Annotated in this window: 19 protein-coding genes and 1 rRNA gene; 12 read left to right on the forward strand and 8 right to left on the reverse strand. The window is 68.5% G+C overall.

Annotated features, from left to right (window positions below):
* A 16S ribosomal RNA gene (locus tag N440_RS17890) occupies nucleotides 1-132 on the reverse strand; the annotation flags it as partial.
* A gap of 520 nt (nucleotides 133-652) precedes the next feature.
* A complete protein-coding gene (tyrS, locus tag N440_RS17895) occupies nucleotides 653-1,864 on the reverse strand; it encodes a tyrosine--tRNA ligase (RefSeq protein ID WP_133936058.1) in 1,212 nt (403 codons plus the stop codon).
* A 166-nt stretch (nucleotides 1,865-2,030) separates the two neighbouring features.
* On the opposite strand from tyrS, the gene N440_RS17900 reads away from it, so the two are divergent.
* Nucleotides 2,031-3,503 (forward strand): peptidoglycan DD-metalloendopeptidase family protein, encoded by a 1,473-nt coding sequence (locus tag N440_RS17900; RefSeq protein WP_133936059.1) that lies wholly within the window; start codon nucleotides 2,031-2,033, stop codon nucleotides 3,501-3,503.
* Between the two features lie 65 nt (nucleotides 3,504-3,568).
* The gene (locus N440_RS17905) at nucleotides 3,569-4,696 is read left to right on the forward strand and encodes an anhydro-N-acetylmuramic acid kinase (RefSeq protein WP_133936060.1); all 1,128 of its coding nucleotides are present in this window, start codon (nucleotides 3,569-3,571) and stop codon (nucleotides 4,694-4,696) included.
* Between the two features lie 66 nt (nucleotides 4,697-4,762).
* On the opposite strand, the gene N440_RS17910 is transcribed toward N440_RS17905, so the two are convergent.
* From N440_RS17910 to N440_RS17920, 3 genes are all read right to left on the reverse strand, one after another.
* Nucleotides 4,763-4,993 carry a hypothetical protein gene (locus N440_RS17910; protein ID WP_133936061.1) on the reverse strand — a complete coding sequence of 77 codons (231 nt, stop codon included), beginning with the start codon at nucleotides 4,991-4,993 and terminating at the stop codon, nucleotides 4,763-4,765.
* A 77-nt stretch (nucleotides 4,994-5,070) separates the two neighbouring features.
* Nucleotides 5,071-6,375, reverse strand: coding sequence for an MFS transporter (locus N440_RS17915; protein WP_133936062.1), 1,305 nt, complete (start codon nucleotides 6,373-6,375; stop codon nucleotides 5,071-5,073).
* The gene (locus tag N440_RS17920) at nucleotides 6,372-7,172 is read right to left on the reverse strand and encodes an exodeoxyribonuclease III (RefSeq protein WP_014035707.1); all 801 of its coding nucleotides are present in this window, start codon (nucleotides 7,170-7,172) and stop codon (nucleotides 6,372-6,374) included. Before N440_RS17920 ends, N440_RS17915 begins: the two co-directional genes overlap by 4 nt.
* A 162-nt stretch (nucleotides 7,173-7,334) precedes the next feature.
* On the opposite strand from N440_RS17920, the gene pyrE reads away from it, so the two are divergent.
* The 8 genes from pyrE (at nucleotide 7,335) to N440_RS17960 (ending at nucleotide 16,788) form a co-directional block, all read left to right on the forward strand.
* Entirely contained in the window at nucleotides 7,335-7,994 is a 660-nt protein-coding gene (pyrE, locus tag N440_RS17925) for an orotate phosphoribosyltransferase (RefSeq protein ID WP_133936063.1), read from the forward strand.
* A gap of 19 nt (nucleotides 7,995-8,013) precedes the next feature.
* Complete coding sequence (locus N440_RS17930) at nucleotides 8,014-8,679, forward strand: hypothetical protein (protein WP_133936064.1); 666 nt, start codon at nucleotides 8,014-8,016, stop codon at nucleotides 8,677-8,679.
* Nucleotides 8,680-8,853: 174 nt separating this feature from the next.
* The gene (locus tag N440_RS17935) at nucleotides 8,854-8,946 is read left to right on the forward strand and encodes a potassium-transporting ATPase subunit F (protein WP_005407770.1); all 93 of its coding nucleotides are present in this window, start codon (nucleotides 8,854-8,856) and stop codon (nucleotides 8,944-8,946) included.
* Nucleotides 8,947-8,957: 11 nt separating this feature from the next.
* Entirely contained in the window at nucleotides 8,958-10,667 is a 1,710-nt protein-coding gene (kdpA, locus tag N440_RS17940) for a potassium-transporting ATPase subunit KdpA (protein ID WP_133936065.1), read from the forward strand.
* Between the two features lie 10 nt (nucleotides 10,668-10,677).
* The gene (gene kdpB, locus N440_RS17945; protein ID WP_133936066.1) at nucleotides 10,678-12,735 is read left to right on the forward strand and encodes a potassium-transporting ATPase subunit KdpB; all 2,058 of its coding nucleotides are present in this window, start codon (nucleotides 10,678-10,680) and stop codon (nucleotides 12,733-12,735) included.
* Entirely contained in the window at nucleotides 12,732-13,382 is a 651-nt protein-coding gene (gene kdpC / locus N440_RS17950) for a potassium-transporting ATPase subunit KdpC (protein ID WP_133936067.1), read from the forward strand. Before kdpB ends, kdpC begins: the two co-directional genes overlap by 4 nt.
* Before the next feature lie 51 nt (nucleotides 13,383-13,433).
* Nucleotides 13,434-16,094 carry a sensor histidine kinase KdpD gene (locus N440_RS17955; RefSeq protein ID WP_133936068.1) on the forward strand — a complete coding sequence of 887 codons (2,661 nt, stop codon included), beginning with the start codon at nucleotides 13,434-13,436 and terminating at the stop codon, nucleotides 16,092-16,094.
* Nucleotides 16,075-16,788, forward strand: coding sequence for a response regulator transcription factor (locus N440_RS17960; RefSeq protein ID WP_004153862.1), 714 nt, complete (start codon nucleotides 16,075-16,077; stop codon nucleotides 16,786-16,788). The genes N440_RS17955 and N440_RS17960 overlap by 20 nt, the downstream gene beginning before the upstream one ends.
* A gap of 95 nt (nucleotides 16,789-16,883) precedes the next feature.
* Here N440_RS17960 and N440_RS17965 read toward each other — a convergent pair whose 3' ends face one another.
* From N440_RS17965 to coaBC, 3 genes are read right to left on the reverse strand one after another with little or no spacing between them, the layout of a single operon-like run.
* Entirely contained in the window at nucleotides 16,884-19,232 is a 2,349-nt protein-coding gene (locus N440_RS17965; protein WP_133936069.1) for a phosphomannomutase/phosphoglucomutase, read from the reverse strand.
* Nucleotides 19,233-19,244: 12 nt separating this feature from the next.
* Nucleotides 19,245-19,718, reverse strand: a complete 474-nt coding sequence (dut, locus tag N440_RS17970; protein WP_021204751.1) for a dUTP diphosphatase — start codon at nucleotides 19,716-19,718, stop codon at nucleotides 19,245-19,247.
* A complete protein-coding gene (gene coaBC, locus N440_RS17975; RefSeq protein ID WP_133936070.1) occupies nucleotides 19,715-21,004 on the reverse strand; it encodes a bifunctional phosphopantothenoylcysteine decarboxylase/phosphopantothenate--cysteine ligase CoaBC in 1,290 nt (429 codons plus the stop codon). The genes dut and coaBC overlap by 4 nt, the downstream gene beginning before the upstream one ends.
* Before the next feature lie 200 nt (nucleotides 21,005-21,204).
* Here coaBC and N440_RS17980 point away from each other — a divergent pair, with 200 nt between their 5' ends.
* Both N440_RS17980 and radC read left to right on the forward strand, forming a co-directional pair.
* Nucleotides 21,205-21,831, forward strand: coding sequence for a response regulator transcription factor (locus N440_RS17980; RefSeq protein WP_133936071.1), 627 nt, complete (start codon nucleotides 21,205-21,207; stop codon nucleotides 21,829-21,831).
* Between the two features lie 70 nt (nucleotides 21,832-21,901).
* The gene (radC, locus tag N440_RS17985; RefSeq protein WP_049457357.1) at nucleotides 21,902-22,606 is read left to right on the forward strand and encodes a DNA repair protein RadC; all 705 of its coding nucleotides are present in this window, start codon (nucleotides 21,902-21,904) and stop codon (nucleotides 22,604-22,606) included.
* Nucleotides 22,607-22,649: the final 43 nt, after the last annotated feature.

The following is a 22,649-nucleotide window of genomic DNA, read 5'->3' on the forward strand; positions in this document are numbered from 1 at the left end:
GATTCCGATGTATTCCTCACCCGTCCGCCACTCGCCACCCAAGGAGCAAGCTCCTCTGTGCTGCCGTTCGACTTGCATGTGTTAGGCCTACCGCCAGCGTTCACTCTGAGCCAGGATCAAACTCTTCACTTAAAACGACATGATCCGAAGATCAAAATTTAAAGCTGCAGATGATTGATTCTGGCAACGTATCGCTTGCTTTAAAACAATTAATAGTTGCTTGATCAAACGTCTGCAAGATGGACAATCATCCTTCCTGCAGGCGCCTTCACAAGATACCTGCGCATACTTTCAAAGATCCGGGGAAGTGGCCTCAGCGCCGCTCCCGTGTGCTGCGAAGTTTCCTTCGTAGCGAGCCGCCCATTATGCCAGACTTTTTCAGTCCGTCAACACCTTCGTTCGATCATCTCGTTCGGCGGTGGTGGGCGCCCTGTTGTCGCTGAAGCCCCTTGGTGGCGACCCCTGCGACGGGGGAGGAGAAGTATGTCCCCATCTGGATCATTTGTGAAGGGGGTGTGGCGATTTTTTTCAACGGATGTTGCATCCGTTCATCCATCGCGGCCTTCTGGACGCGTCCGCGAAGAGCAGGAGCCGTCGAGCATCGCTCGACGCTACAAAGGAAGGGCCGGCTGACGCCGGCCCTTCCTTCATGTCAGGCAGCGACCAGGCGCACGCGGGCGAAGGTGCGCTTGCCGACCTGCAGCAGGCCTTCGAAGCCCGGCAGCAGCACCTGCTGGCCATCTTCCACCACGTCACCATCCACCTTGACCGCGCGCTCCTTGAGCTTGCGGTTGGCTTCGGAGTTGCTCGGGGTCAGGCCGGCCGCCGTCAGCAGCGCGGCGATACGCAGGCCCTCGGCCGGGATCGCCACGTCCTGCAGCGGCAGCTGGGTGATGTCGCCCTGCCCGGTCACCGCCGCTTCCCAGCCGGCAATGGCCTGCTCGGCGGCCGCAACGTCGTGGAAGCGGGTCGCCAGCTCGCGCGCCAGGCGCAGCTTGACCACGCGCGGGTTCAGGCCGCCCGTGGCCACCTGCTCACGCAGCTGCACGGCTTCGGCCTGGCTGATGTCGAAGGACAGCAGCTCGATCCAGCGCCACATCAGGGTGTCGTCCACCTTCATGGTCTTGGTGACGATGTCGATGGCCGGTTCGCTGATACCGATGTAGTTGCCCAGCGACTTGGACATCTTGTTGACGCCGTCCAGGCCTTCCAGCAGCGGCATGGTCAGCACCACCTGCGGCTTCTGGCCATGGTGCTCCTGCAGGCCGCGGCCCATCAGCAGGTTGAACTTCTGGTCGGTACCGCCCAGCTCGATGTCGGCTTCCAGGGCCACCGAGTCGTAGCCCTGCACCAGCGGGTACAGGAACTCGTGGATGGCGATGGACTGCTGGGCGGCGTAGCGCTTGGCGAAGTCGTCGCGCTCGAGCATGCGCGCCACGGTGTGCTGGCCGGCCAGGCGGATCATGTCGGCCGCGCCCATCTTGCCGAACCACTCCGAATTGAAGCGGACTTCGGTACGGCTGCGGTCGAGCACCTTGAACACCTGCTCCTCGTAGGTGCGGGCGTTGGCCAGCACGTCCTCGCGGCTGAGCGGCTTGCGGGTCAGGCTCTTGCCCGACGGGTCGCCGATCATGCCGGTGAAGTCGCCGATCAGGAAGATGACCTGGTGGCCAAGGTCCTGGAACTGGCGCATCTTGTTCAGCAGCACCGTATGGCCCAGGTGCAGGTCGGGCGCGGTGGGGTCGAAGCCAGCCTTGATCCGCAGCGGGCGGCCTTCCTGCAGGCGCGCACGCAGATCCTCGAGCTTGAGGATCTCGTCGGCACCACGGCCGATCAGGGCAAGGGCTTCTTCAATCGAGGACACGTGACTACTCCCGGCAACGCCGATTCTTGTGTGGGGTGTTAAAGCAAAGTTAACCCGATTGGCTTCACAAAAGCCAATGGGCACAAGGGTTTGACGCGGTTTTCTCAGGTGTCTATGGTAACCGGCGTTTAGGCCCGCGCTCCCGGGCCGTCAGGAAAAATCGCCGATGCACAATTCCGAACAAGGGCGCGCACGCAAGCAGCGCTTCCAGGAACGCCTTCACGTCCTGCACGACAACGCCCTGCATCGGAAGCTCAGGCAACACCTTCCCGCCGCATTCAATGAACGCTGGACCCGGCGCCATTGGATGCATGCCAGCCTGTTTGCGACCATCGGCGCCCTGGTGGCGACGATCGTCCCCGGCTTCTCGCACACCATCGACGCACCGTTCGCCGACAGCCACACCAGCCTGGCACTGCCGTTGCCGCCGTTGACCATGGCCCGCCAGCAGCAGGTGCCGGGCGACAGCTGGCAGGTGCTGCGGGTGCAGCGCGGCCAGACCCTGAGCGACCTGTTCGACCAGGCCGGCATTCCGGCCAGCACCCTGCACCGCGTGCTGGACCATCCCGGCGCCCGCGAATCGCTGACCAAGCTGCGCCCCGGTACCGAAATCGCCTTCGACATGCCGCTCTCGGGCGACCTGCGCAGCATCCGCTTCGACCGTGATGGCGACAACCGGGTCGAGTTGAGCCTGGTTGGCGATGACATCAAGGAGAAGGTGACCAAGCGCGAGACCTCCACGCGCACCGTGGTCACCAGCGGTGAGATCACCAGTTCGCTGTATGCCGCTGCCCGCCGCGCCGGGCTGTCGCCGTCGGCCATCGCGACGATGACCGACGACATCTTCAAGTACGACATCGACTTCTCGAAGGACCTGCAGCCGGGCGACCGCTTCAGCGTGGTGATGGATGAAACCTGGCGCGAAGGCGAGAAGGTGGACACCAGCAAGATCCTGGCGGCGACCTTCACCACCGGCGGCAAGACCTACTCCGGCTTCCGCTTCGACCGCAACGGCAAGTCCGAGTACTACGACATCAACGGGCGTTCGCTGAAGAAGAGCTTCATCCGCATGCCGATCCCGTTCGCGCGGCTGAGCTCGACCTTCGGCGCGCGCAAGCACCCGGTGCTGGGCAAGATGCGCATGCACAAGGGCGTGGACTACGCCGCGCGCACCGGCACCCCGATCATGGCCGCCGGCGATGCCCGCGTGCAGTTCGCCGGCGTGCAGCGCGGCTACGGCAACGTGGTGATCCTCGACCACGGCCGTGGCCACACCACCCTGTACGGGCACATGTCGCGCTTTGCGAACATCAAGACCGGCCAGCGCGTGGCCCAGGGCACGGTGATCGGCTATGTCGGCTCGACCGGCCTGGCCACCGGCCCGCACCTGCACTACGAATTCCGCGTCAACGGCGAGCACCGCAACCCGCTGACGGTGACCATGCCGCCGCCGGAACCGCTGAAGGGCGCCGAGCTGGTGGCCTTCCGCGCGCAGACCGCGCCGGCAATGGCGCGCATCCAGGGCATGGAGAAGCTGATCTACGCCGACGCCAGCCCGGCGCCGACCAGCCGCGATGAGGCCGCGCCCGAGGTGGCCAGCGCCAAGGACAAGCCAGGCAACGGCCGCAAGCGCGGCTGAGCCCCTGCGTTGACGAAGAAGGACGCGGCAGCCCAAGCTTGCCGCGTCCTTTTTTTATGCCCGCCATGAACACGACTACCGACGCCGATGCTCCCCTGTACCTGGGCCTGATGTCGGGCACCAGCGCCGACGGCATCGATGCCGCACTGGTGCAGTTCCCCAGCAGCGGTGGCTGCCACTTCGTGCATGGCCTGACCGCCCGCTGGGAACCGGTGCTGCGCGCGCGGCTGGTGGCGCTGGGCGAAGGGGGGCCACTGGACTCGCTGGAGGAACTGGGCGAGCTGGATGCGCGGATCGCGATCAGCTTCGCCGACGCCGCCAACCAGCTGCTGGCCGAGGCGGGCGTGGACCCGGCGCAGGTGCGGGCGATCGGCTCGCATGGGCAGACCGTGCGCCATCGGCCGCTGGCCGACCCTGCGTTCACCGTGCAGCTGGGCGACGGCAACCGCATCGCTGAACTGACCGGGATCACCACGGTGTCCGACTTCCGCCGCCGCGACGTAGCGGCCGGAGGCCATGGCGCACCGCTGATGCCGGCCTTCCACCTGGGCATGCTCGGCACCGCCGATGAAGACCGCGCGGTACTGAACCTGGGCGGCATCGCCAACCTGACCCTGATCCCGCGCGAAGGCGCGGTCCGTGGCTTCGATACCGGCCCGGCCAATGCGTTGATGGACGCCTGGTGCCAGCGCCACACCGGCCGCACCTTCGATGCCGACGGCGCGTATGCCGCCAGTGGCGCAGTGGACGACAGCCTGCTGGCCGGCTGGCGTTCGGAACCCTGGTTTGACCTGCCGCCACCGAAGAGTACCGGCCGCGAACAGTTCCACCTGGCCTGGGCCGAGGCGCACATGGGCGAAGGCGAATACGCCGCCGCCGACGTGCAGGCGACCTTGCTGGAGCTGACCGTGGCGACGGTAGCCGACGCACTGCTGGCGCAGCAGCCGCAGACCCGGCGCCTGCTGGTCTGTGGCGGCGGAGTACGCAACCGGCAGCTGATGAAGCGGCTGGCGGCGCGGCTACCGGAGGTGCTGGTGGAGTCCAGTGCGATGCACGGGCTGGACCCGGAGTACGTGGAGGCGATGGGGTTTGCGTGGCTGGCGCAGCGGACGATGGACGGGCTGGCCGGCAACCTGCCGAGCGTGACCGGGGCGCACGGGCCGCGGATTCTCGGGGCGATCCATCTGGCGTGAGGTGGTGCCATCCGCCGGGCGTGGCCCGGCGCTACCCCGTCGGCGCCATCCACGCATGGCGTGGATCTACCGGAAGCCCTGCCCTGCGGGCAGGGCCTGGAGGGCGGCGATGGCATCGGACAGGGCGTCCACTTCGGGGTCACCGAAGCCGGAACGGACCTCCAGTTCACTGCTGAACAGCCCCTGCTCCAGCAGGGCCGTGCAGGTCTGTTCGTGGGTCCAGCCGCGGGCAACCGCGACTCGACGGATACGGTCCAGCAGCAGCGGGTCCAGATCCCGCAGCACAACGTCGGCCATGCTCACTTCCCCGTTCGCAAGGCACCGCCCCCTCGGCGCGTCGGGGCGATGATCCCGCAGACCGGACGTACAGGCAATCAGGCGACCGGCGGCGGCCCGCGATCGACGATCCGCGGCCACAACCAGGCCAGCAGCAGCAGGGTCGGCACCACGGTGACCGAGCTGAGGATGAAGAACGTGCTGTAGGAGGTGGCTTCAACGATGTAGCCGGAGACGCCGCCGACGAACTTGCCGGGCAGGTTGGCCAGCGAGACCAGCAGCGCGTACTGGGTGGCGGTGAAGTTGCGGTCGGTCAGCGACGACATGAAGGCCACCAGCACGGTGCCGGCAAACCCCTGGAACAGGTTGTCGGCGCTGAGCGCGGCATAGAACGCCCACAACTTGCCCGGGTTGTGCGCCATCAGCAGGAACGCGAGGTTGGACAGCGCCACGCCCAGCGCGGCCACCAGCAGCATGCGGCGGAAACCGAACGCGGCCACCGCGATGCCGCCCAGGAAGGCGCCGCCGATGCCCATCCACACGCCGAACAGCTTGGAGACCGTGGCGATGTCGGCCTTGTCGAACCCGGAGTCGAGATAGAACGGTCCGGCCATCACGCCGATGACCTGGTCGGGGAACTTGAACAGCCCGACGAAGGCCAGCAGCACCAGCGCCAGCGCCACGCCGTTGCGGCTGAAGAAGCTGGTGATGGGTTGCACGAACGCCTCGGCGACATCGATGCGGCGCTGCACGGTCGTCGCCGGACGTTCCGGTTCGGCGCACAGCAGGGTGGTGACGATCGGCAGCAGCATCAGTGCCGCCATGGCCAGATAGGCGATGATCCAGCCTTCGAACTGGGCGAGGTACAACGCGCCGGCACCGGCCAGGATCAGGCCGATCCGGTAACCCAGCGTATAGGTCGCCGCCAGCGCGGCCTGCGCGGCCTGCGGTGCGATCTCGATGCGGTAGGCATCGACGGCCGAGTCCTGGGTGGCGCCGGCGAACGAGGCCACCAGCACCCAGGCCACCAGCGGCCAGACGCCCTGCTCGGGCCGCACGAAGGCCAGTGCAACCAGGCCGACCAGAACCAGCGCCTGCGACACCAGCAGCCACGAGCGACGGCGGCCGAGCCCACCGAGCAGCGGGAAGGCATAGCGATCCAGCAGTGGCGCCCACAGGAACTTGAGCAGGTAGAAGAAGCTGGCCAGGCTGATCAGGCCGATGCTGCCCAGGTCCAGGCCGACGTCGCGCAGGCGCGTGGACAGGGTCTGCGAGGCAATCAGCAGGAACGGCAGGCCGCTGCCGAAGCCGAGCATGGCCATGGTCAGCGCCGACGGGGTGCCGAAGGCGCGCTTGATGCCCGCCCAGCCCTTGTAGCTGACCGGCGTGGCGGCCTCGGTCACAGGTCGTAGTCCACGATGAACGGCGCGTGGTCGGAGAAGCGCTCGTCGCGATAGATCGAGCAGCTGCGCAGGCGGTCACGCAGGCCCGGGGTGATGAACTGGTAGTCGATGCGCCAACCGACATTGTTGGCGCGGGCGGCGCCGCGGTTGCTCCACCAGGTGTAGTCCTCGCCGGTAGGGTTGAGCAGGCGGTAGGCATCGGCCCAGCCGCGACCGGCGGCGACATCGGTGGCCTGGCCGTGGTCGGCGCACAGGGCGTTGAGCCAGTCGCGCTCTTCCGGCAGGCAGCCGGAGTTCTTCTGGTTGGACTTCCAGTTCTTGATGTCCAGCGCCGAACGGACGATGTTCCAGTCGCCGCACAGCACGTAGTCGCGGCCGCTACGCGCCCATTCCTCGAGGATCGGCCGCAGCCATTCCATCACTTCGAACTTGAAACCCTGGCGCAGGTCGCCCGAGCTGCCGGACGGGATATAGAAGGAGACCACGCTGAGGTTGCCGTAGCGCGCCTCGATGTAGCGGCCTTCGTCGTCGAACGGGGCCCAGCCCAGCGAGGTGATGACCTGGTCCGGCTCGCGCTTGCTGTAGATCGCCACGCCGCTGTAGCCCTTCTTGGTGATGGCGTCGCGGTAGAAGCAGTGGTGGCCGTCCGGGCGGAACATCGGGTCGGTCAGCTGGTCTTCCTGGGCCTTGGTCTCCTGGATGCACAGGACGTCGGCGTCCTGGGCGCGGAACCAATCGAGGAAGCCCTTGGTTGCGGCGGAACGGATGCCATTGGCGTTGAAACTGATGATGCGCATGCGGGGGACCTGCGGCGGGAAACCGGGCAAGCATACCGGTTGCCCGCAGGGCTGCGCAGTCCGCCAGAGGGGGCCGCAACGCCCCTCACACAGGGCCGGACGAGCGCGAAACGCCCAGCTGGATTAGGATTTGTGCTCCAAATGAAGATGAATCGAGTTTTGATGAGCGACCACCGCCACCGTTTTCTGCAGCTGGCCCTGACCGCCGACGCCCTGCGCTTCGGCCAGTTCACCCTCAAGTCCGGCCGGCTGAGCCCCTATTTCTTCAACGCCGGTCGTTTCGACTCCGGTTCGCTGCTGTCGCAGCTCGGCGCCTGCTACGCCGATGCCATCGACGCCACCGGGATCAAGTACGACGTGGTGTTCGGCCCGGCCTACAAGGGCATTCCGCTGGCCACCGCGATGGCCTGCGAGCTGGCCCAGCGCGGCCGCGACCTGCCGCTGTCGTTCAACCGCAAGGAAGCCAAGGACCACGGTGAAGGCGGCCAGCTGATCGGCGCCGACCTGAATGGCAAGCGCGTGCTGATCGTCGACGACGTGATCACCGCCGGTACCGCGATCCGCGAAGCGCTGGGCATCATCCGCGCCGCCGGTGGCACGCCGGCCGGCATCGTGGTGGCGCTGGACCGCCAGGAGATCGCCTCGGAATCCGACCGCCGCTCCGCCGCGCAGTCGGTGGCCGAAGAAGCCGGCATTCCGGTGATCGCCGTGGCGTCGCTGGCCGACCTGCTTGATTTCGCCTCCGGCAACCCGGAACTTGTGGGTTACCGGCAGCCGCTGGAAGCCTACCGGGCCCAGTACGGCGTCCGTTCGACCCGCTGACCGACCCAGGGGAAAGGTCATGTCCCGAGTTCCTGCTGTGCTCTTTGCCGGCCTGCTGCTGGCTGTGCCGTTCACCGTTCCGGCGCAGCCGCGGGGCGGTGGAAAGGTGGAGAAGAAGCTGTACTGCTGGAACGAGGGCAAGGAGCGGATCTGCAGCGATTCGCTGCCGGCCGACGCGGTCAACCATGCCCGCGACGAGTTCAACGCAAAAAGTGGCCTGCGCAATGCGCAGGTCCAGCGCGCGTTGACCGACGAGGAACGCGCCGCCGCCAGCACGGAAGCGGCGCAGCGGCAGCTGGACCTGATGGCCGCGCAGACCCGCCAGCGCACCGAGCAGGCGATGCTGACCACCTATGGCAGCGAGGACGACCTGCGCCGGGTGTTCGCCGAACGCCAGGAAGTGCTGGACAACAACCTCAAGACGGCCGAGTACAACGTCACCAGCCTGCGTGAATCGCTGGTGGCACTGCTGGCGGCTGCCGGCGATCGCGAACTGGCCGGTGGCAAGGTGGCCGGCAAGCAGGCCGAAGCGATCCGCCAGCGGCATGTGCAGCTGCAGGCGCAGCAGCGGCTGCAGGCCGGGTTCGTGCAACAGCAGCAGGCCCTGAAGGCCGAGATCGACAGCAGCCTGCAGCGCTATCGCGAACTGAAGGGGCTGGTGCCGGCGGCAGCACCGGCCGGCTGACGACGCTCGCACTGCCGGGCGTGGCCCGGCGCTACCCGGGGCCTGGTTACGGGTTGGCCCAGCGAATTTATGCACTCTTTACGCGTCGGCCCGGTCCGGCGCGTAGTGCGTTTATGGGGGGCAGGACGACGATGGCGGCCTGAGGTGGAGGGGTTCCACCAGGACGCTATTGCAATGTCCCCCTGGCTGTCGTTGTTGTGTGGCGTGCTGGTGCTGGTCGCCGCCGCCTATCTTCTCTATGTCGTGCTTCGGCCCGAGTCGTTCTGACGGAGCCGGCCATGACTGAGATGCTTGTCATTATTGCTGCCAGCCTGCTGCTGGCGTGGCCGCTGGGCCTGTACCTGGCGCGCGTGATGCGCGGTGCGCCGATGAAGGTCGACGTGCTGTTCCACTGGATCGAAAAGCCGCTGTACAAGGTGTTCGGCGTCGATCCATCGCGTTCGATGTCCTGGCGCGGCTATGCGCTGGCCTTCGTGCTGAGCAACGTGGTGGTCGCGGTGCTGACCCAGGCGGTGTTCATGACCCAGGCCTGGTTGCCGTTGAATCCGGACCAGATCCCGAACATGCGCTGGGACACCGCGCTGCACACGATGATCTCGTTCCTGACCAACACCAACCAGCAGCACTACTCGGGCCAGGCGCAGCTGTCCTATCTCTCGCAGATGACCGGCATCACCGGCCTGCAGGTGGTGACGCCGATGATGGGGCTGGCGTTGGCGGTGGCGACGCTGCGCGCGTTGTTCGCGCGTGCGCCGCAGGCTGCGGCGGCGACCGGTACCGGCGATGACCGCCAGGTGGCGGTGGGCAACTACTACGTGGACGTGGTGCGCCTGTGCGTGCGCTTCCTGCTGCCGCTGTGCCTGGTCTGGACCCTGCTGCTGACCAGCCAGGGCGTACCGTCGACGATGGCCGGCGGCCCGCAGGCCACGCCGATCGACGCCAGTGCCGGCATGGCCCAGCAAAAACTGCCGCTGGGCCCGGTCGCGGCGATGGTCGCGGCCAAGCAGCTGGGCGCCAACGGTGGCGGCTGGTATGGACCGAACAGCAGCTTCCCGCTGGAAAACCCGACCCCGCTGTCGAACGCGCTGGAGGTTGTCGGCATCCTGCTGATACCGATGGCGGTGATCTTCATGATCGGTGCCTTTACCGGCCGCCGCCGCTTCGGCGCCCTGGTGTTCAGCTGCATGCTGGGCATGTCGCTGCTGTCGACCGGCGCGATGATGTGGAGCGAAGGCCATAGCGCCAGCGCGGCCACCCCGCTGCTGATGGAAGGCAAGGAGGTGCGCTTCGGCGCCGATGGCACCGCGCTGTGGGCGGCGGTGACCACCCAGGTCTCCAACGGCTCGGTCAACGGCATGCACGACTCGCTGGCACCGCTGAGTGGCGGCATCGCGATGGTCAACATGCTGGTCAGTGCGATCTGGGGCGGTATCGGTTGCGGCCTGCAGCAGTTCATCGTCTACCTGCTGCTGGGCGTGTTCCTGGCCGGGTTGATGACCGGGCGTACGCCGGAACTGTTCGGCCGCAAGCTGGAGACGCCGCAGGTGCGCCTGCTGGCCCTGCTGGTGCTGCTGCAGCCGATCACCCTGCTGGTGTTCACTGCGATCACCCTGGCCGTGCCCGGCCTGGCCGGCACCTCCAACCCCGGCTTCCATGGCATCAGCCAGGTCTTCTACGAGTACGTGTCGGCCTATGCCAACAACGGTTCCGGCTTCGAAGGCCTGGGTGACGCCACGTTGTGGTGGAACCTGAGCTGCTCGCTGGTACTGCTGCTGGGCCGCTTCCCGCTGCTGATCATTCCGCTGGTGGTGGCCGCACAGCTGGCTGCCAAGCGCCAGGCGCCGGAATCTGCCGGCAGCCTGCAGATCGAAACCCCGACCTTCGCCCTGACCCTGGTCTCGGTGATCGTCATCCTGACCGTGCTGCAGTTCATGCCGGCGCTGGTACTCGGCCCGATCGCCGACCACCTGAGCCTGGGACTGCACTGAGGACACCCCCATGAGTAGTCATGCAAGTTCAACCCGTAGTACCCATGCGCCACGCCCTGCCCTGCTCGATGGCGCCGGCCTGCGCCGTGCGCTGGTGGAAGCGGTGCGCAAGCTGTCGCCGATGCATCTGGTGCGCAGCCCGGTGATGGCGGTGGTGATGGCCGGCACGATCGTCGCCGCCATCGTCACCCTGACCGGCAATGCGCCGCTGGGCTTCGGCCTGGCGGTGACCGCGATCCTGCTGGTGACCGTGCTGTTCGGCAATTTCGCCGAGGCCGTGGCCGAGGCACGTGGCCGCGGCCAGGCCGCCTCGCTGCGCCGGGCCCGCCAGGACCTGGTGGCGCGTCGGCTGGTGGCGCCGCAGCCCGGCGCCGCAGAAGCCCAGGTGCCGGCCGCCGAGCTGCGCCCGGGCGACCATGTGATCGTCAGTGCCGGTGAACTGGTGCCGGCCGATGGCGAGATCGTGCAGGGCCTGGCCACCATCAACGAAGCGGCGGTGACCGGCGAATCGGCACCGGTGCTGCGCGAGGCCGGCACCGACCGTTCCGGCGTGATCGGCGGCACCAAGGTGCTGTCCGACCAGATCATCGTGCGGGTGACCGCCGAGCCGGGCCACAGTTTCCTGGACCGGATGATCGCGCTGGTGGAAGGCGCCAACCGGCAGAAGACGCCGAACGAGGTCGCGCTGACCCTGCTGCTGGCGGCGATGACGCTGACCTTCCTGGTGGTGGTGGCGACGCTGCCGGCGATCGGTGCTGCAGTGGGCGTCAAGGTCGATCCGCTGTTGCTGATCGCGCTGCTGGTGTGCCTGATCCCGACCACCATCGGCGGCCTGCTGCCGGCGATTGGCATCGCCGGCATGAACCGTGCGCTGGCCGCCAACGTGCTGGCCAAGTCGGGCAAGGCGGTGGAAGTGGCCGGCGACGTCGACGTGCTGCTGCTGGACAAGACCGGCACCATCACCTATGGCGACCGCCAGGCCAGCCACTTCCATCCGTTGGCCGGCATCGACGCCAGCCAGCTGCGTGAAGCGGCACTGCTGTCCTCGCTGGCCGACCCGACACCGGAAGGCAAGTCGATCGTGCGCCTGGCCCGCGAGCAGGGTTGCGCCACCGCCGAGCCAGACCACGCCGACTACCTGGCCTTCAGTGCGCAGACCCGCATGTCCGGCGTGGATCTGGAACATGGCCGGCAGATCCGCAAGGGTGCACTGGATGCGATCCGCAACCACGTGCAGACGCTGGGCGGCACGGTGCCGGCCGAGCTGGCCGGTCGTGTCGAACAGGTGGCGCGCAATGGCGCCACCCCGCTGGTGGTGGCCGAGGGGCGCCACGTGCTGGGCGTGATCGAGCTGTCGGACGTGGTCAAGCACGGCATGCGCGAGAAGTTCGCGCAGCTGCGCGCGATGGGCATCCGCACGGTGATGATCACCGGCGACAACCCGCTGACCGCCGCCGCCATTGCTGCCGAGGCCGGCGTGGATGACTACATCGCCGAGGCACGCCCGGAAGACAAGCTGGCGCGCATCCGCCAGGAGCAGGCCGGCGGCCGCCTGGTGGCGATGGTGGGCGATGGCACCAATGACGCGCCCGCACTGGCGCAGGCCGACATCGGCCTGGCGATGAACTCCGGCACGCAGGCAGCGAAGGAGGCCGGCAACATGGTCGACCTCGATTCGGACCCGGCCAAGCTGCTGGCGGTGGTGGAAGTGGGCAAGCAGCAGCTGATCACCCGCGGCGCGCTGACCACCTTCTCGCTGGCCAACGACGTCTCCAAGTACTTCGCGATCCTGCCGGCGCTGTTTGCCGCTGCGGTGCCGACCATGGCCGCCTTGAACGTGATGCAGCTGTCGAGCCCGCGCAACGCGGTGCTGGCGGCGCTGATCTTCAACGCGCTGGTGATTCCTGCGCTGATCCCGCTCGCCCTGCGCGGCGTGCGCTTCCGCCCGGCCACGGCCACCGCGCTGCTGCGCCGGAACATGCTGGTGTACGGCCTCGGCGGCGTGCTGCTGCCGTTCGCGGCGATCAAGCTGATCGACCTCCTTCTTGTCCTGGTATTCGGCGCATGAACCGTTCTGCTTCCACTTCGTCTTCCCTGTCCCGCGAAGCCAAGGCCGAGGCCCGCGTGGCCGGCCTGCAGGATGGCGCCAGCTGGCGCCCGGCCATCGGCCTGGGCCTGGCCACGCTGTTGCTGGCCGGCGCGGTCTACGCCGGCATCGCCACCGGTTTCGCCGGCCTGGCCTACCCGACCCAGGCCGAAGGCAGCCTGCTGCGTGATGGCAACGGCCAGGTGCGCGGCTCGGCGTGGCTGTCGCAGCCGTTCACCGGTGACGGCTACTTCCAGGCACGCCCGTCGGCCGCCAACTACGATCCGATGGCCGCTGCGGGCTCCAACATGGCACGCAGCAACCCGGCGCTGGCCGAACGCGTAGCCGCCAGCACCGCGGCGGTGGCCGCACGCGAAGGCGTAGCGCCGGCACAGGTGCCTGCGGACCTGGTCACCCAGTCCGCAGGTGGCCTGGATCCGCAGCTGTCGCCAGAGTCGGCGCAACTGCAGGTGGCGCGCGTGGCACGTGCCCATGGCCTGCCGGTGGAACGCGTGCAGGCGCTGGTGCAGGCGCATACCGAAGGTCGCCAGTGGGGCCTGTTCGGCCAGCCGCGAGTGAACGTGGTGACGCTGAACTTCGCACTGGACCACGCTGCCAAGGCGCCGTGATGCCGGCCTGCACCCGCTGCGCGCACAATGGCGGCCATGACAGCGGCACCCATGACTGATGCACGTACCCGCCAGGCCGATGCCCTGGTCGAAGGCCTGCAACGCGAAGCCGGCGGCAAGCTGACGGTGTTCCTCGGCGCGGCGCCGGGCGTGGGCAAGACCTACACCATGCTGACCCGCGCGCAGGAACAGCTGCGCCGCGGCGTCGACCTGGTGGTGGGCCTGGCGGAAACCCACGGCCGCGCCGATACCCAGGCGTTGCTGGAAGGCCTGCCGCAGCTGCCGCTGAAGGAAGTGGCCTACCACGGCCACACCCTGCAGGAGATGGACCTGGATGCCGTGCTGGCCCGGCATCCCGCACTGGTGCTGGTGGACGAACTGGCCCATCGCAACGCGCCGGGCAGCCGCCATGAGCGGCGCTGGCAGGATGTGATGGAACTCCTGGATGCCGGCATCGACGTCTGGACCACGGTCAACATCCAGCACCTGGAAAGCCTCAACGACGTGGTGATGCGCATCACCGGCGTGCGTGTGAGCGAAACCGTGCCGGACGGCGTGCTCGACCGCCTGCATGACATCGTGCTGGTCGACCTGCCGCCGCGCGAACTGATCGCGCGCCTGCAGCAGGGCAAGGTCTATGTGCCCGAGCAGGCCACGCAGGCCCTGCAGGCGTTCTTCTCGCCGGCCAACCTGACCGCCCTGCGCGAACTGGCAATGCAGGAAGCCGCCGACCGCGTCGACAGCAGCCTGCGCGAAACCCGCGCCGCACGCGGTGAAGGCAACCTGCCACTGCGCCGCGGCGTGCTGGTGGCCATCGATGGCGGTGGCCAGAGCGAGTACCTGGTGCGGGTGGCACGGCGCATCGCCGAACGCCGCGATGCGCCATGGACGGTGGTGACCGTGCAGGGACGTCGCCAGGATGACGCGACCCGCCGCGAGATCGATGCGGCCTTCGCGCTGGCGCGGCGCCTGGGCGGCGATGCTGAACTGCTGCATGGATCAAGCATCGCCGATGCCCTGCTCGACCATGCCGCGCACAACGGCGTATCCACCCTGGTGCTGGGCCGCACCCGCGAGCGACCGCTGGCGCGGATGTTCAACCGCACCCTGACCCAGCAGCTGATACAGCGCGGCGCACATTACGAGATCACCATCATCAGCACGCCGCAGGCACGTGCACGTTCGCGCCGCGAAGGCCTGCTGCCCGCGGCGCGCGGAATCAGCTACGAACCGGTGCAGGCGCTGATCGCCACCGCGCTGGCCTGTGCGGTGGCCTGGCTGGCCGAACGCTGGGTGGGCATGGCCGACCTGTCGATGGTGTTCATCGTCGCGGTGGTGCTGGTGGCTGCACGCACGCGCGCCAGCGTGGCGGTGATGGCGGCGATCCTGTGCTTCCTCGCCTACAACTTCCTGTTCATCGCGCCGCGCTTCACCTTTGCCATCGGTGCGCGCCAGGGTGTGATCACCGTGTTCCTGTTCCTGGCCGCCGCCCTGGTGGCCGGGCGCCTGGCTTCACGACTGCGCATGCAGGTGATCGCGCTGCGCGCGGCCAACCGCCATGCGCGCGCGCGCCAGCAGCTGGGCCGGCAGCTGGCCAGCGCCGCCGGCAACGGCGAGGTGGCACAGGCCGGCCGGCATGCACTGGAACAGGCCATGGATGTGCCGGCGTGGCTGCGGATCGGCACGGATACCGCGGCCGGTGGTCGCAGCCAGCCCGGCGACACCGATCTGGCCGCCGCCGACTGGGCGCTGCGCCACGGCCAGCCCAGCGGACGCTTCACCGACACCCTCGCAGGGGCGCAATGGTGGTTCCTGCCGCTGCTGGATGGCGAAGACCATGCGATCGGCGTGGCCGGCCTGTACCTGCCCGGCGCGCAGGCACGCCTGCTGCCCGAGCAGCGGCAGCTGGCCGAAGCGATGGTCGACGACATCGCCCAGGCCGCGCTGCGCACGCGATTGGTGGCAGAGCTGGAGCAGGCCCATGTGAGCAACGAGACCGAGCGGCTGCGCTCGGCGCTGCTCTCTTCGGTATCGCATGACCTGCGTTCGCCGCTGGCGGCGATGATCGGTTCGGCCGACAGCCTGGCCAGCTACGGCGCGGCGATGGACACGACTGATCGCCGTGCCCTGCTCGATACCATCCTGGTCGAAGGCGAGCGCCTGGACCGCTACATCCAGAACCTGCTGGACATGACCCGGCTTGGCCACGAAGGGCTGAAGATCAACCGCGACTGGATCGGCGTGGACGAACTGATCGGCTCCGCCGCGCGGCGCCTGCAGCGTTACCAGCCCAAGGTGCGGCTGGAACTGGACATTCCGTCCACGCTGGCGCCGATCTGGGTGCACCCGGCGCTGGTGGAACAGGCCGTGTTCAACGTGATGGAGAACGCCGCCAAGTTCTCACCGCCGGATGCCGCCGTGCAGGTGCAGGCGCGCGAGCTGGATGGCCAGCTGCGCATCGACGTGATCGATGCCGGCCCCGGCATTCCCGATGACGAGCGCGCGCGCATCTTCGACATGTTCTACAGCGTCGAGCGCGGCGACCGTGGCCGCCACGGCACCGGCCTGGGCCTGACCATCTGCCAGGGCATGATCGGCGCGCATGGCGGCAGCGTGCAGGCGCTGCCCGGACGCGACGGTCGCGGTACCCTGATCCGCATCACCCTGCCCCTGCTCAAGCCAGCCTCCCACGATGAGCCCGACCCCGATTGATGCCAGCGTGCCGGCCGCGCGCGTGCTGGTGATCGACGATGAAACCCAGATCCGCCGGTTCCTGGACATCAGCCTGCGCGCGCAGGGCTACCAGGTGCGGCAGGCGGCCACCGGCCAGGAAGGCCTGCAGCTGGCCGCCAGCGAGGACATGGACCTGGTGATCCTGGATATCGGCCTGCCGGACATGGAAGGCCACGAGGTGCTTGAACAGCTGCGGCAGTGGAGCCAGGTGCCGGTGATCATGCTGACCGTGCGCGCCGGCGAGGCCGAGAAGGTGCGGGCGCTGGATACCGGCGCCAATGACTATGTCACCAAGCCGTTCGGCACGCAGGAACTGATGGCGCGGGTACGGGCGCTGCTGCGCACCCGCAGCGTACCCAGTGATGGCACGCCACCGGTGTTCGACGACGGCCACCTGCACGTGGACCTGGTGCGCCGCGAAGTGGCGCTGGATGGCGAGCCGGTGGCGCTGACCCGCAAGGAATATGCATTGCTCTCGCTGCTGCTGCGCAATGCCGGACGGGTGGTGACACAGCCGCAGATCCTGCAGGAGATCTGGGGCCCGACCCATCAGCACGACACCCATTACCTGCGCATCCTGGTCGGCAAGCTGCGGCACAAGCTGGGCGACTCGGCACTGGATTCGCGCTACCTGTTCACCGAACCGGGCGTGGGCTTGCGGTTCAAGGGGTAGTGCCGGCCGCTGGCCGGCAACCTCATGAACCCCTGATCCATCCTGTGGTTGCCGGCCAGCGGCCGGCACTACCCGATCGATCCAATCCCGATCAATCAGAACCCCAGCGGGGTGTCGCCCAGCACCGGTTGCAGCTGGCTGCGGAACAACGCCTGGATGCGTTCCAGTGCGGCCTCGTCGTTGCCCTCGAAACGCAGCACCAGCACCGGCGTGGTGTTGGAGGCACGCACCAGGCCCCAGCCATCGGGGAAGTCCACGCGCAGGCCATCGATGGTCGACAGTCGGCCGCCCACATAGGGGTTGTCCGGCGATTGCGCCGCTGCCACCAGCATCGCCACCAGCGCGTGCGGCGTGCCCTCGGCCACCGGCACCTTCAGTTCCGGCGTAGCCACCATCTCCGGCAGCTCGCCCAGTACCTCGTCCGGCGTTTCCTCGCGCTGCGCCAGGATTTCCAGCAGGCGCGCGGCGGCGTACAGACCATCGTCGAACCCGAACCAGCGCTCCTTGAAGAAGAAGTGGCCGCTCATCTCGCCGGCCAGTTCGGCATCGGTCTCGCGCATCTTCGCCTTCATCAGCGAATGACCGGTCTTCCACATCAGCGGGCTGCCGCCGTTGCGCAGCACATGATCGGACAGCTTGCCGGTGCACTTCACATCGTAGATCACCATCGCGCCCGGGTTGCGCATCAGCACATCGGCGGCGAACAGCATCAGCAGGCGATCGGCGTAGATGATCCTGCCTTCGCCGGTGACCACGCCCAGCCGGTCGCCATCGCCATCGAACGCCACGCCAAGATCGGCGCCGAAGCGCTTGACCGTCTGCACCAGGTCTTCCAGGTTGGCCGGTTCGCTGGGGTCGGGATGATGGTTGGGGAAGCTGCCATCGACATCGCAGTACAGCGGAATCACTTCGGCACCGATCGCTTCCAGCAGCTGCGGTGCGAGTGCGCCGGCGACGCCGTTGCCGGCGTCGGCCACCACCTTCAACGGGCGGTCCAGCTGCACGTCATCGGCGATGCGCTGGATGTAGTCGGCGCTGACATCGCGCTGCTGGTAATCGCCCGGTTCGGCGGCCTGCACCAGGCGGCCCTCGATGATGCGCTGGTAGAGATCGGTGATGGCATCACCGGACAGCGTCTCGCCGCCGATGACCACCTTGAACCCGTTGTACTCGGGCGGGTTGTGGCTGCCGGTGACCGCCACGCAGGTGCCGGTACGCAGATGGAACGCGGCGTAGTACACGAGCGGGGTCGGTGCCAGGCCGATGTCGATCACCGCGCAGCCGGCACGGCGCAGGCCTTCGGCCAGTCCCGCGGCCAGCTCCGGCCCGGACAGGCGGCCGTCGCGGCCGATCACCACCTCGCGCAGGCCCTGCTCCAGCGCCGCAGTGCCGATGGCCTGGCCGATCAGCGCTGCGGTCTTCGGCGTCAGTTCGCTGCCGACCACGCCACGGATGTCATAGGCACGGAAGATGCCGGCCGCCAGTTCCTCGGCCGGTACCGGAGGCGGCGGCGGCGGCGCGCCTTCCTCGCTGGCGGCGGCGGTGGCCGCCGGCGGCGGTGCCATCTGCAGGCTCTCGCTCAGCGTCGGACCCTGATCGGCGTCGGCCGCCACGGCGCGACGCGGCAGCGGCAGACTCTTCGGCAGGCGGCCACGACCGACCACCAGCAGCACCGCGATGAAGGCCAGCAGCAGCGCAACGATGGCACTGGCCAGCGCCCCCAGTCCCAGCGGGCCCGGTTCGACATTGGGCACCGCAGCCACCAGCCGCATCGGGGTGCCGGCCACCGGCCGCGCCAGCGCCTCGGCGCTCTCAGCCAGATGGGCATTGCCCTGGGTCACCAGATCGTGCGAGCCCTGGCGCAGGCCGAGGAAGCCGGTGGACGGCGCACTCACCTGGTCAAGCGGCGAGGTCAGGCGCAGCAACGGTTGGCGCACATAGATCACGGCCGGGCCCAGGTTGCCCAGCGCGACCGGTGCCGCCAGGCCAAGGCGGTTGCCACCGCCATCGCGGACCACGCGCAGGCGCGGCTTGCCGTCGGCCAGTGCGGATTCCAGCAGTGCCAACCGGGCATAGCCGAAGGTGGCGGGGTCGGCATAGGCGTTGGCCAGATCCGCAGCCAGCACGTCCACCTGCTCCACGCCGGTCCAGCTCTCGCGCACGGCCAGCGCTGCCGCGGCGGCATCGCCGGCCTGCAGGGCCTGCTGCACACGTTCATTCTTCAACTGCTGCTGCAGCTGCTTCAGCTGGCCAGCGGCGGCCTCCTGCAGCCCCTGCACGGCCTGGTCACGCGCGTGTTCCAGCGCCTGGCCGTTGGCCTCCTGCCGCCATTGCTGCACCGCGCTCCATCCGAACCAGCCGGCCAGCAGGACCAGCAGCACCCCCAGTAGTGGCGCGCTGCGTCCCAACGACCGTCCCCGCTGTCCTTCCCCGATGCCGCTCATCGATGTCCCCTGTCAACGCACCCCGGTATGGCCGAATCCACCCGTTCCCCGCACGCTGTCGGTGAAAGTATCCACCACCTGCAGGCTGACGCGGGCAATCGGCACCACCACCAGCTGAGCGATGCGATCGCCCGGCTCGATGGTGAAGGCCTCGCGGCCCCGGTTCCAGACACTGATCAGCAGCGGCCCCTGGTAGTCGGCGTCGATCAGGCCGGTACCGTTGCCGAGCACGATGCCGTGGCGGTGGCCCAGCCCCGAACGCGGCAGGATCACCGCGCACAGGTTCGGATCGGCGATGTGGATGGCCAGGCCGCTGGGGACCAGCGCGGTATCACCGGGCTGCAGGGTCAGCGCGGTATCCAGCGCCGCGCGCAGGTCCATGCCGGCGCTGGCTTCGGTGGCATAGGCCGGTAGCGGCCAGCTGTCGCCGAAGCGCGGATCGAGCAGCTTGACCTGCAGCGGTTGGGAAGTGAAAGCCTGGGTCATGCCTGGAGTCTCCGCGCGATCAGCGCCAGCAGTTGTTCGGCCAGCTCGCGCTTGGAGGTGGCCGGGAATACCTGTTCACCGTCCTGCCAGAAGGCAGTGGCGGCATTGTTGTCGCTCTCGAAGCCGCCGCCGCTGATGCCGACCTGGTTGGCGATCACCAGGTCCAGGCGCTTGTCGATCAGCTTGCCGCGCGCGTATTTCTCCACATCGTGGGTCTCGGCGGCAAAGCCGACCACCAGCTTCAGCGCCTGCGTCTGCGCGGCGACCTCGGCCAGGATGTCCGGCGTGCGCACCAGCTCGATCACCAGCGACTGGCTGTCGGCGGTCTTCTTCAGCTTCTGCGCGGCCACCTGGCGCGGCGTGTAATCGGACACCGCGGCGGCACCGATATAGATGTCGGCCGGCAGCGACTTCAGCACGGCATCGCGCATCTGCGCGGCCGAGCGCACATCGACACGCTGCACGCCGGGCGGCGTCGGCAGCTGCACCGGGCCGCTGACCAGCACCACCTGCGCCCCCATCGCCGCCGCTGCGGCGGCCAGGGCGAAGCCCATCTTGCCGCTGCTGCGGTTGCCCACGTAGCGCACCGGATCGATGTCCTCGTAGGTGGGGCCGGCACTGATCAGCAGGCGCAGGCCCTGCAGCGCGCGGGTTTCCGGCGGCGCCACGGGGGCCGCTGCGCCGCCGTTGGCGGCCAGCGCGGCGACGATGTCGCCCGGCTCGGCCAGCCGGCCGGGGCCGGATTCGCCTTCAGCCAGCGGACCATCGACCGGGCCGATCACCTGCGCGCCACGCTGGCGCAGCAGGGCGATGTTGGCCTGGGTCGCCGGGTGCAGCCACATGCGGTGGTTCATGGCCGGACAGATCGTCAGCGGCGCGGTGCTGGCCAGGCACAGGGTGCTGACCAGGTCATCGGCGTGGCCCTGGGCCAGCCGTGCCAGCAGATCGGCGGTACCCGGCGCGACCACGATGCGGTCGGCCCAGCGGGCCAGCTCGATGTGGCCCATGGCCTGTTCGGCGGCGCTGTCCCACAACGTGGTGCGGGTCGGCTGCCCGGACAGCGCCTGGAAGCTGAGCGGCGTGACGAACTGCTGGGCACCGGCGGTCATCGCCACCTGCACCTGGGCCCCCGCGTCGCGCAGGCGGCGCACCAGTTCCAGGGCCTTGTAGGCTGCGATCCCGCCTCCCACGCACAACAGCAGTTTCTGACCTTCCAGCGCGCGGGCCGGCGCGGAGGAAGCGTTGGGGGAGTCAGCCACCTGGAATTCCTGTGCAAACGAGGGCATTAGCTTACCCGATGGCCGGTAATGTCCCGATGCAGGGCGCACATAGCCGACAGCTATCAGCAGATGGAGTCCTCCTGCTTCGGCCCGGGATTTACCGGCAACGCTTTCGGACCTTTCCTATACCTCTGTGGCCCTGCCCTTTTGCAGAATCAGGCGTTGGCCGCTGCGTGCAGGGGTCTGTTCGATCTCCGAGGAGCCGCGTGCATCCGCGCATCATCATCGCCGACGATCATCCCGTGGTCCTGCACGGCATCCGCATCGTGCTGCAGGACCACCTGATGGAGATCGTCGGCAGCGCCTGCGACGGCGCCGGGCTGCTGCAGCTGCTGGCCCGCCACGACTGCGACGTGGTGCTGACCGACCTGTCGATGCCGGGGGCCGGCCCGGACGGCCCGGACCTGATCGATGCCCTGCGCGCACGCCACCCCGGCCTGCCGGTGGTGGTACTGACCGGCGTGCGCCACCCCGGGCTGCTCGATGGCCTGCTGCGTGAAGGCATCAGCGGCCTGGTGGACAAATGCGCCGATTTCGCCGAACTGCCGCAGGCGCTGAACGCGGCACTGGCCGGGCAGGTGTTCGTCTCCCAGCAGCTGCGCCACCACCTGCAGGCCCGCGACCTGCTGTTTCCACGCGAACCGGCCCCCCTCTCGGCACGCGAGCAGGAAGTGCTGGACCTCCTCGCGGCCGGGCTCAACGTGAATGCCGTCGCCGAGCGCTGCGGGCGCAGCCCGAAGACGATCAGCCGTCAGAAGGCCGAAGCCAAGCGCAAGCTGGGCCTGCAGAACAACCAGGAGCTGTTCGACTACCTGAAGACCCGGCGCGAGTGAGGCATGCGCCGACCCGGGGCCGCGGCGTGTCCTGATGGGAGCCGCCACCAGGGCCCGCGATGATGCGCGCATGCCCATCCACGACTGGCCCGAACAGGAACGTCCCCGCGAGAAGCTGATCGCCCGCGGGCCTGCGGCACTTTCCGACGCCGAACTGCTGGCGCTGTTCCTCGGCTCCGGATTCGGTGGCCGCGATGCCGTGCAGACCGCGCGCGACCTGCTGCAGGCGCATGGTCCATTGCGGACGCTGCTCGACCGCCCCGCCGGCGAGATGGCCCGCCTGCCCGGGCTCGGCCCGGCGCGCAGCTGTACGCTGGCGGCCGGGCTGGAACTGGCCCACCGCTACCTTGCCGCCGAGCTGGAGCACGGCGAGGCGGTCGGCAACAACCCCGCTGCGGTCGGCCGCTACCTGCAGCACCGCCTGCGCGGCCAGGCCCGTGAGATCTTCATGGCCCTGTTCCTGGACAACCGCCACCGGCTGATCGCCTGCGAGGAACTGTTCCACGGCACCATCAACGCCGCCCCGGTCTACCCGCGTGAAGTGGTGCGGCGCGCCCTGCTGCACAACGCGGCGGCGGTGATCCTGAGCCACAACCATCCCTCGGGCGATCCGGAACCCTCCGGGGCCGACACCCGCATCACCGATGAGCTGCAGCAGGCGCTGGCGCTGGTGGACGTACGCCTGCTGGACCACTTCGTGGTGGGCGAGGGCCGCCCCGTTTCGTTTGCTGAACGAGGCCTGCTGTCCCCGCCCCAGCCCCGCCTGTTCGGCTGAGCGCCCGCTCGCCCGGGGCCACCGGCCGTCCCCGCAGGCATGT

Origin of the sequence: Stenotrophomonas sp. CC22-02, assembly GCF_004365115.1 — a bacterium.
GTDB classification, from domain to species: domain Bacteria; phylum Pseudomonadota; class Gammaproteobacteria; order Xanthomonadales; family Xanthomonadaceae; genus Stenotrophomonas; species Stenotrophomonas forensis.

Coding starts and splice junctions, on each gene's coding strand:
- dut (WP_021204751.1), bottom strand. CDS start 19,718: ATGACCCAGGCTTTCACTTCCCAACCGCTGCAGGTCAAGCTGCTCGAT.
- kdpA (WP_133936065.1), top strand. CDS start 8,958: ATGACTGAGATGCTTGTCATTATTGCTGCCAGCCTGCTGCTGGCGTGG.
- N440_RS17910 (WP_133936061.1), bottom strand. CDS start 4,993: ATGGCCGACGTTGTGCTGCGGGATCTGGACCCGCTGCTGCTGGACCGT.
- N440_RS17905 (WP_133936060.1), top strand. CDS start 3,569: ATGAACACGACTACCGACGCCGATGCTCCCCTGTACCTGGGCCTGATG.
- N440_RS17960 (WP_004153862.1), top strand. CDS start 16,075: ATGAGCCCGACCCCGATTGATGCCAGCGTGCCGGCCGCGCGCGTGCTG.
- N440_RS17900 (WP_133936059.1), top strand. CDS start 2,031: ATGCACAATTCCGAACAAGGGCGCGCACGCAAGCAGCGCTTCCAGGAA.
- N440_RS17930 (WP_133936064.1), top strand. CDS start 8,014: ATGTCCCGAGTTCCTGCTGTGCTCTTTGCCGGCCTGCTGCTGGCTGTG.
- N440_RS17955 (WP_133936068.1), top strand. CDS start 13,434: ATGACTGATGCACGTACCCGCCAGGCCGATGCCCTGGTCGAAGGCCTG.
- N440_RS17935 (WP_005407770.1), top strand. CDS start 8,854: ATGTCCCCCTGGCTGTCGTTGTTGTGTGGCGTGCTGGTGCTGGTCGCC.
- N440_RS17965 (WP_133936069.1), bottom strand. CDS start 19,232: ATGAGCGGCATCGGGGAAGGACAGCGGGGACGGTCGTTGGGACGCAGC.
- coaBC (WP_133936070.1), bottom strand. CDS start 21,004: ATGCCCTCGTTTGCACAGGAATTCCAGGTGGCTGACTCCCCCAACGCT.
- N440_RS17920 (WP_014035707.1), bottom strand. CDS start 7,172: ATGCGCATCATCAGTTTCAACGCCAATGGCATCCGTTCCGCCGCAACC.
- kdpB (WP_133936066.1), top strand. CDS start 10,678: ATGAGTAGTCATGCAAGTTCAACCCGTAGTACCCATGCGCCACGCCCT.
- radC (WP_049457357.1), top strand. CDS start 21,902: ATGCCCATCCACGACTGGCCCGAACAGGAACGTCCCCGCGAGAAGCTG.
- kdpC (WP_133936067.1), top strand. CDS start 12,732: ATGAACCGTTCTGCTTCCACTTCGTCTTCCCTGTCCCGCGAAGCCAAG.
- pyrE (WP_133936063.1), top strand. CDS start 7,335: ATGAGCGACCACCGCCACCGTTTTCTGCAGCTGGCCCTGACCGCCGAC.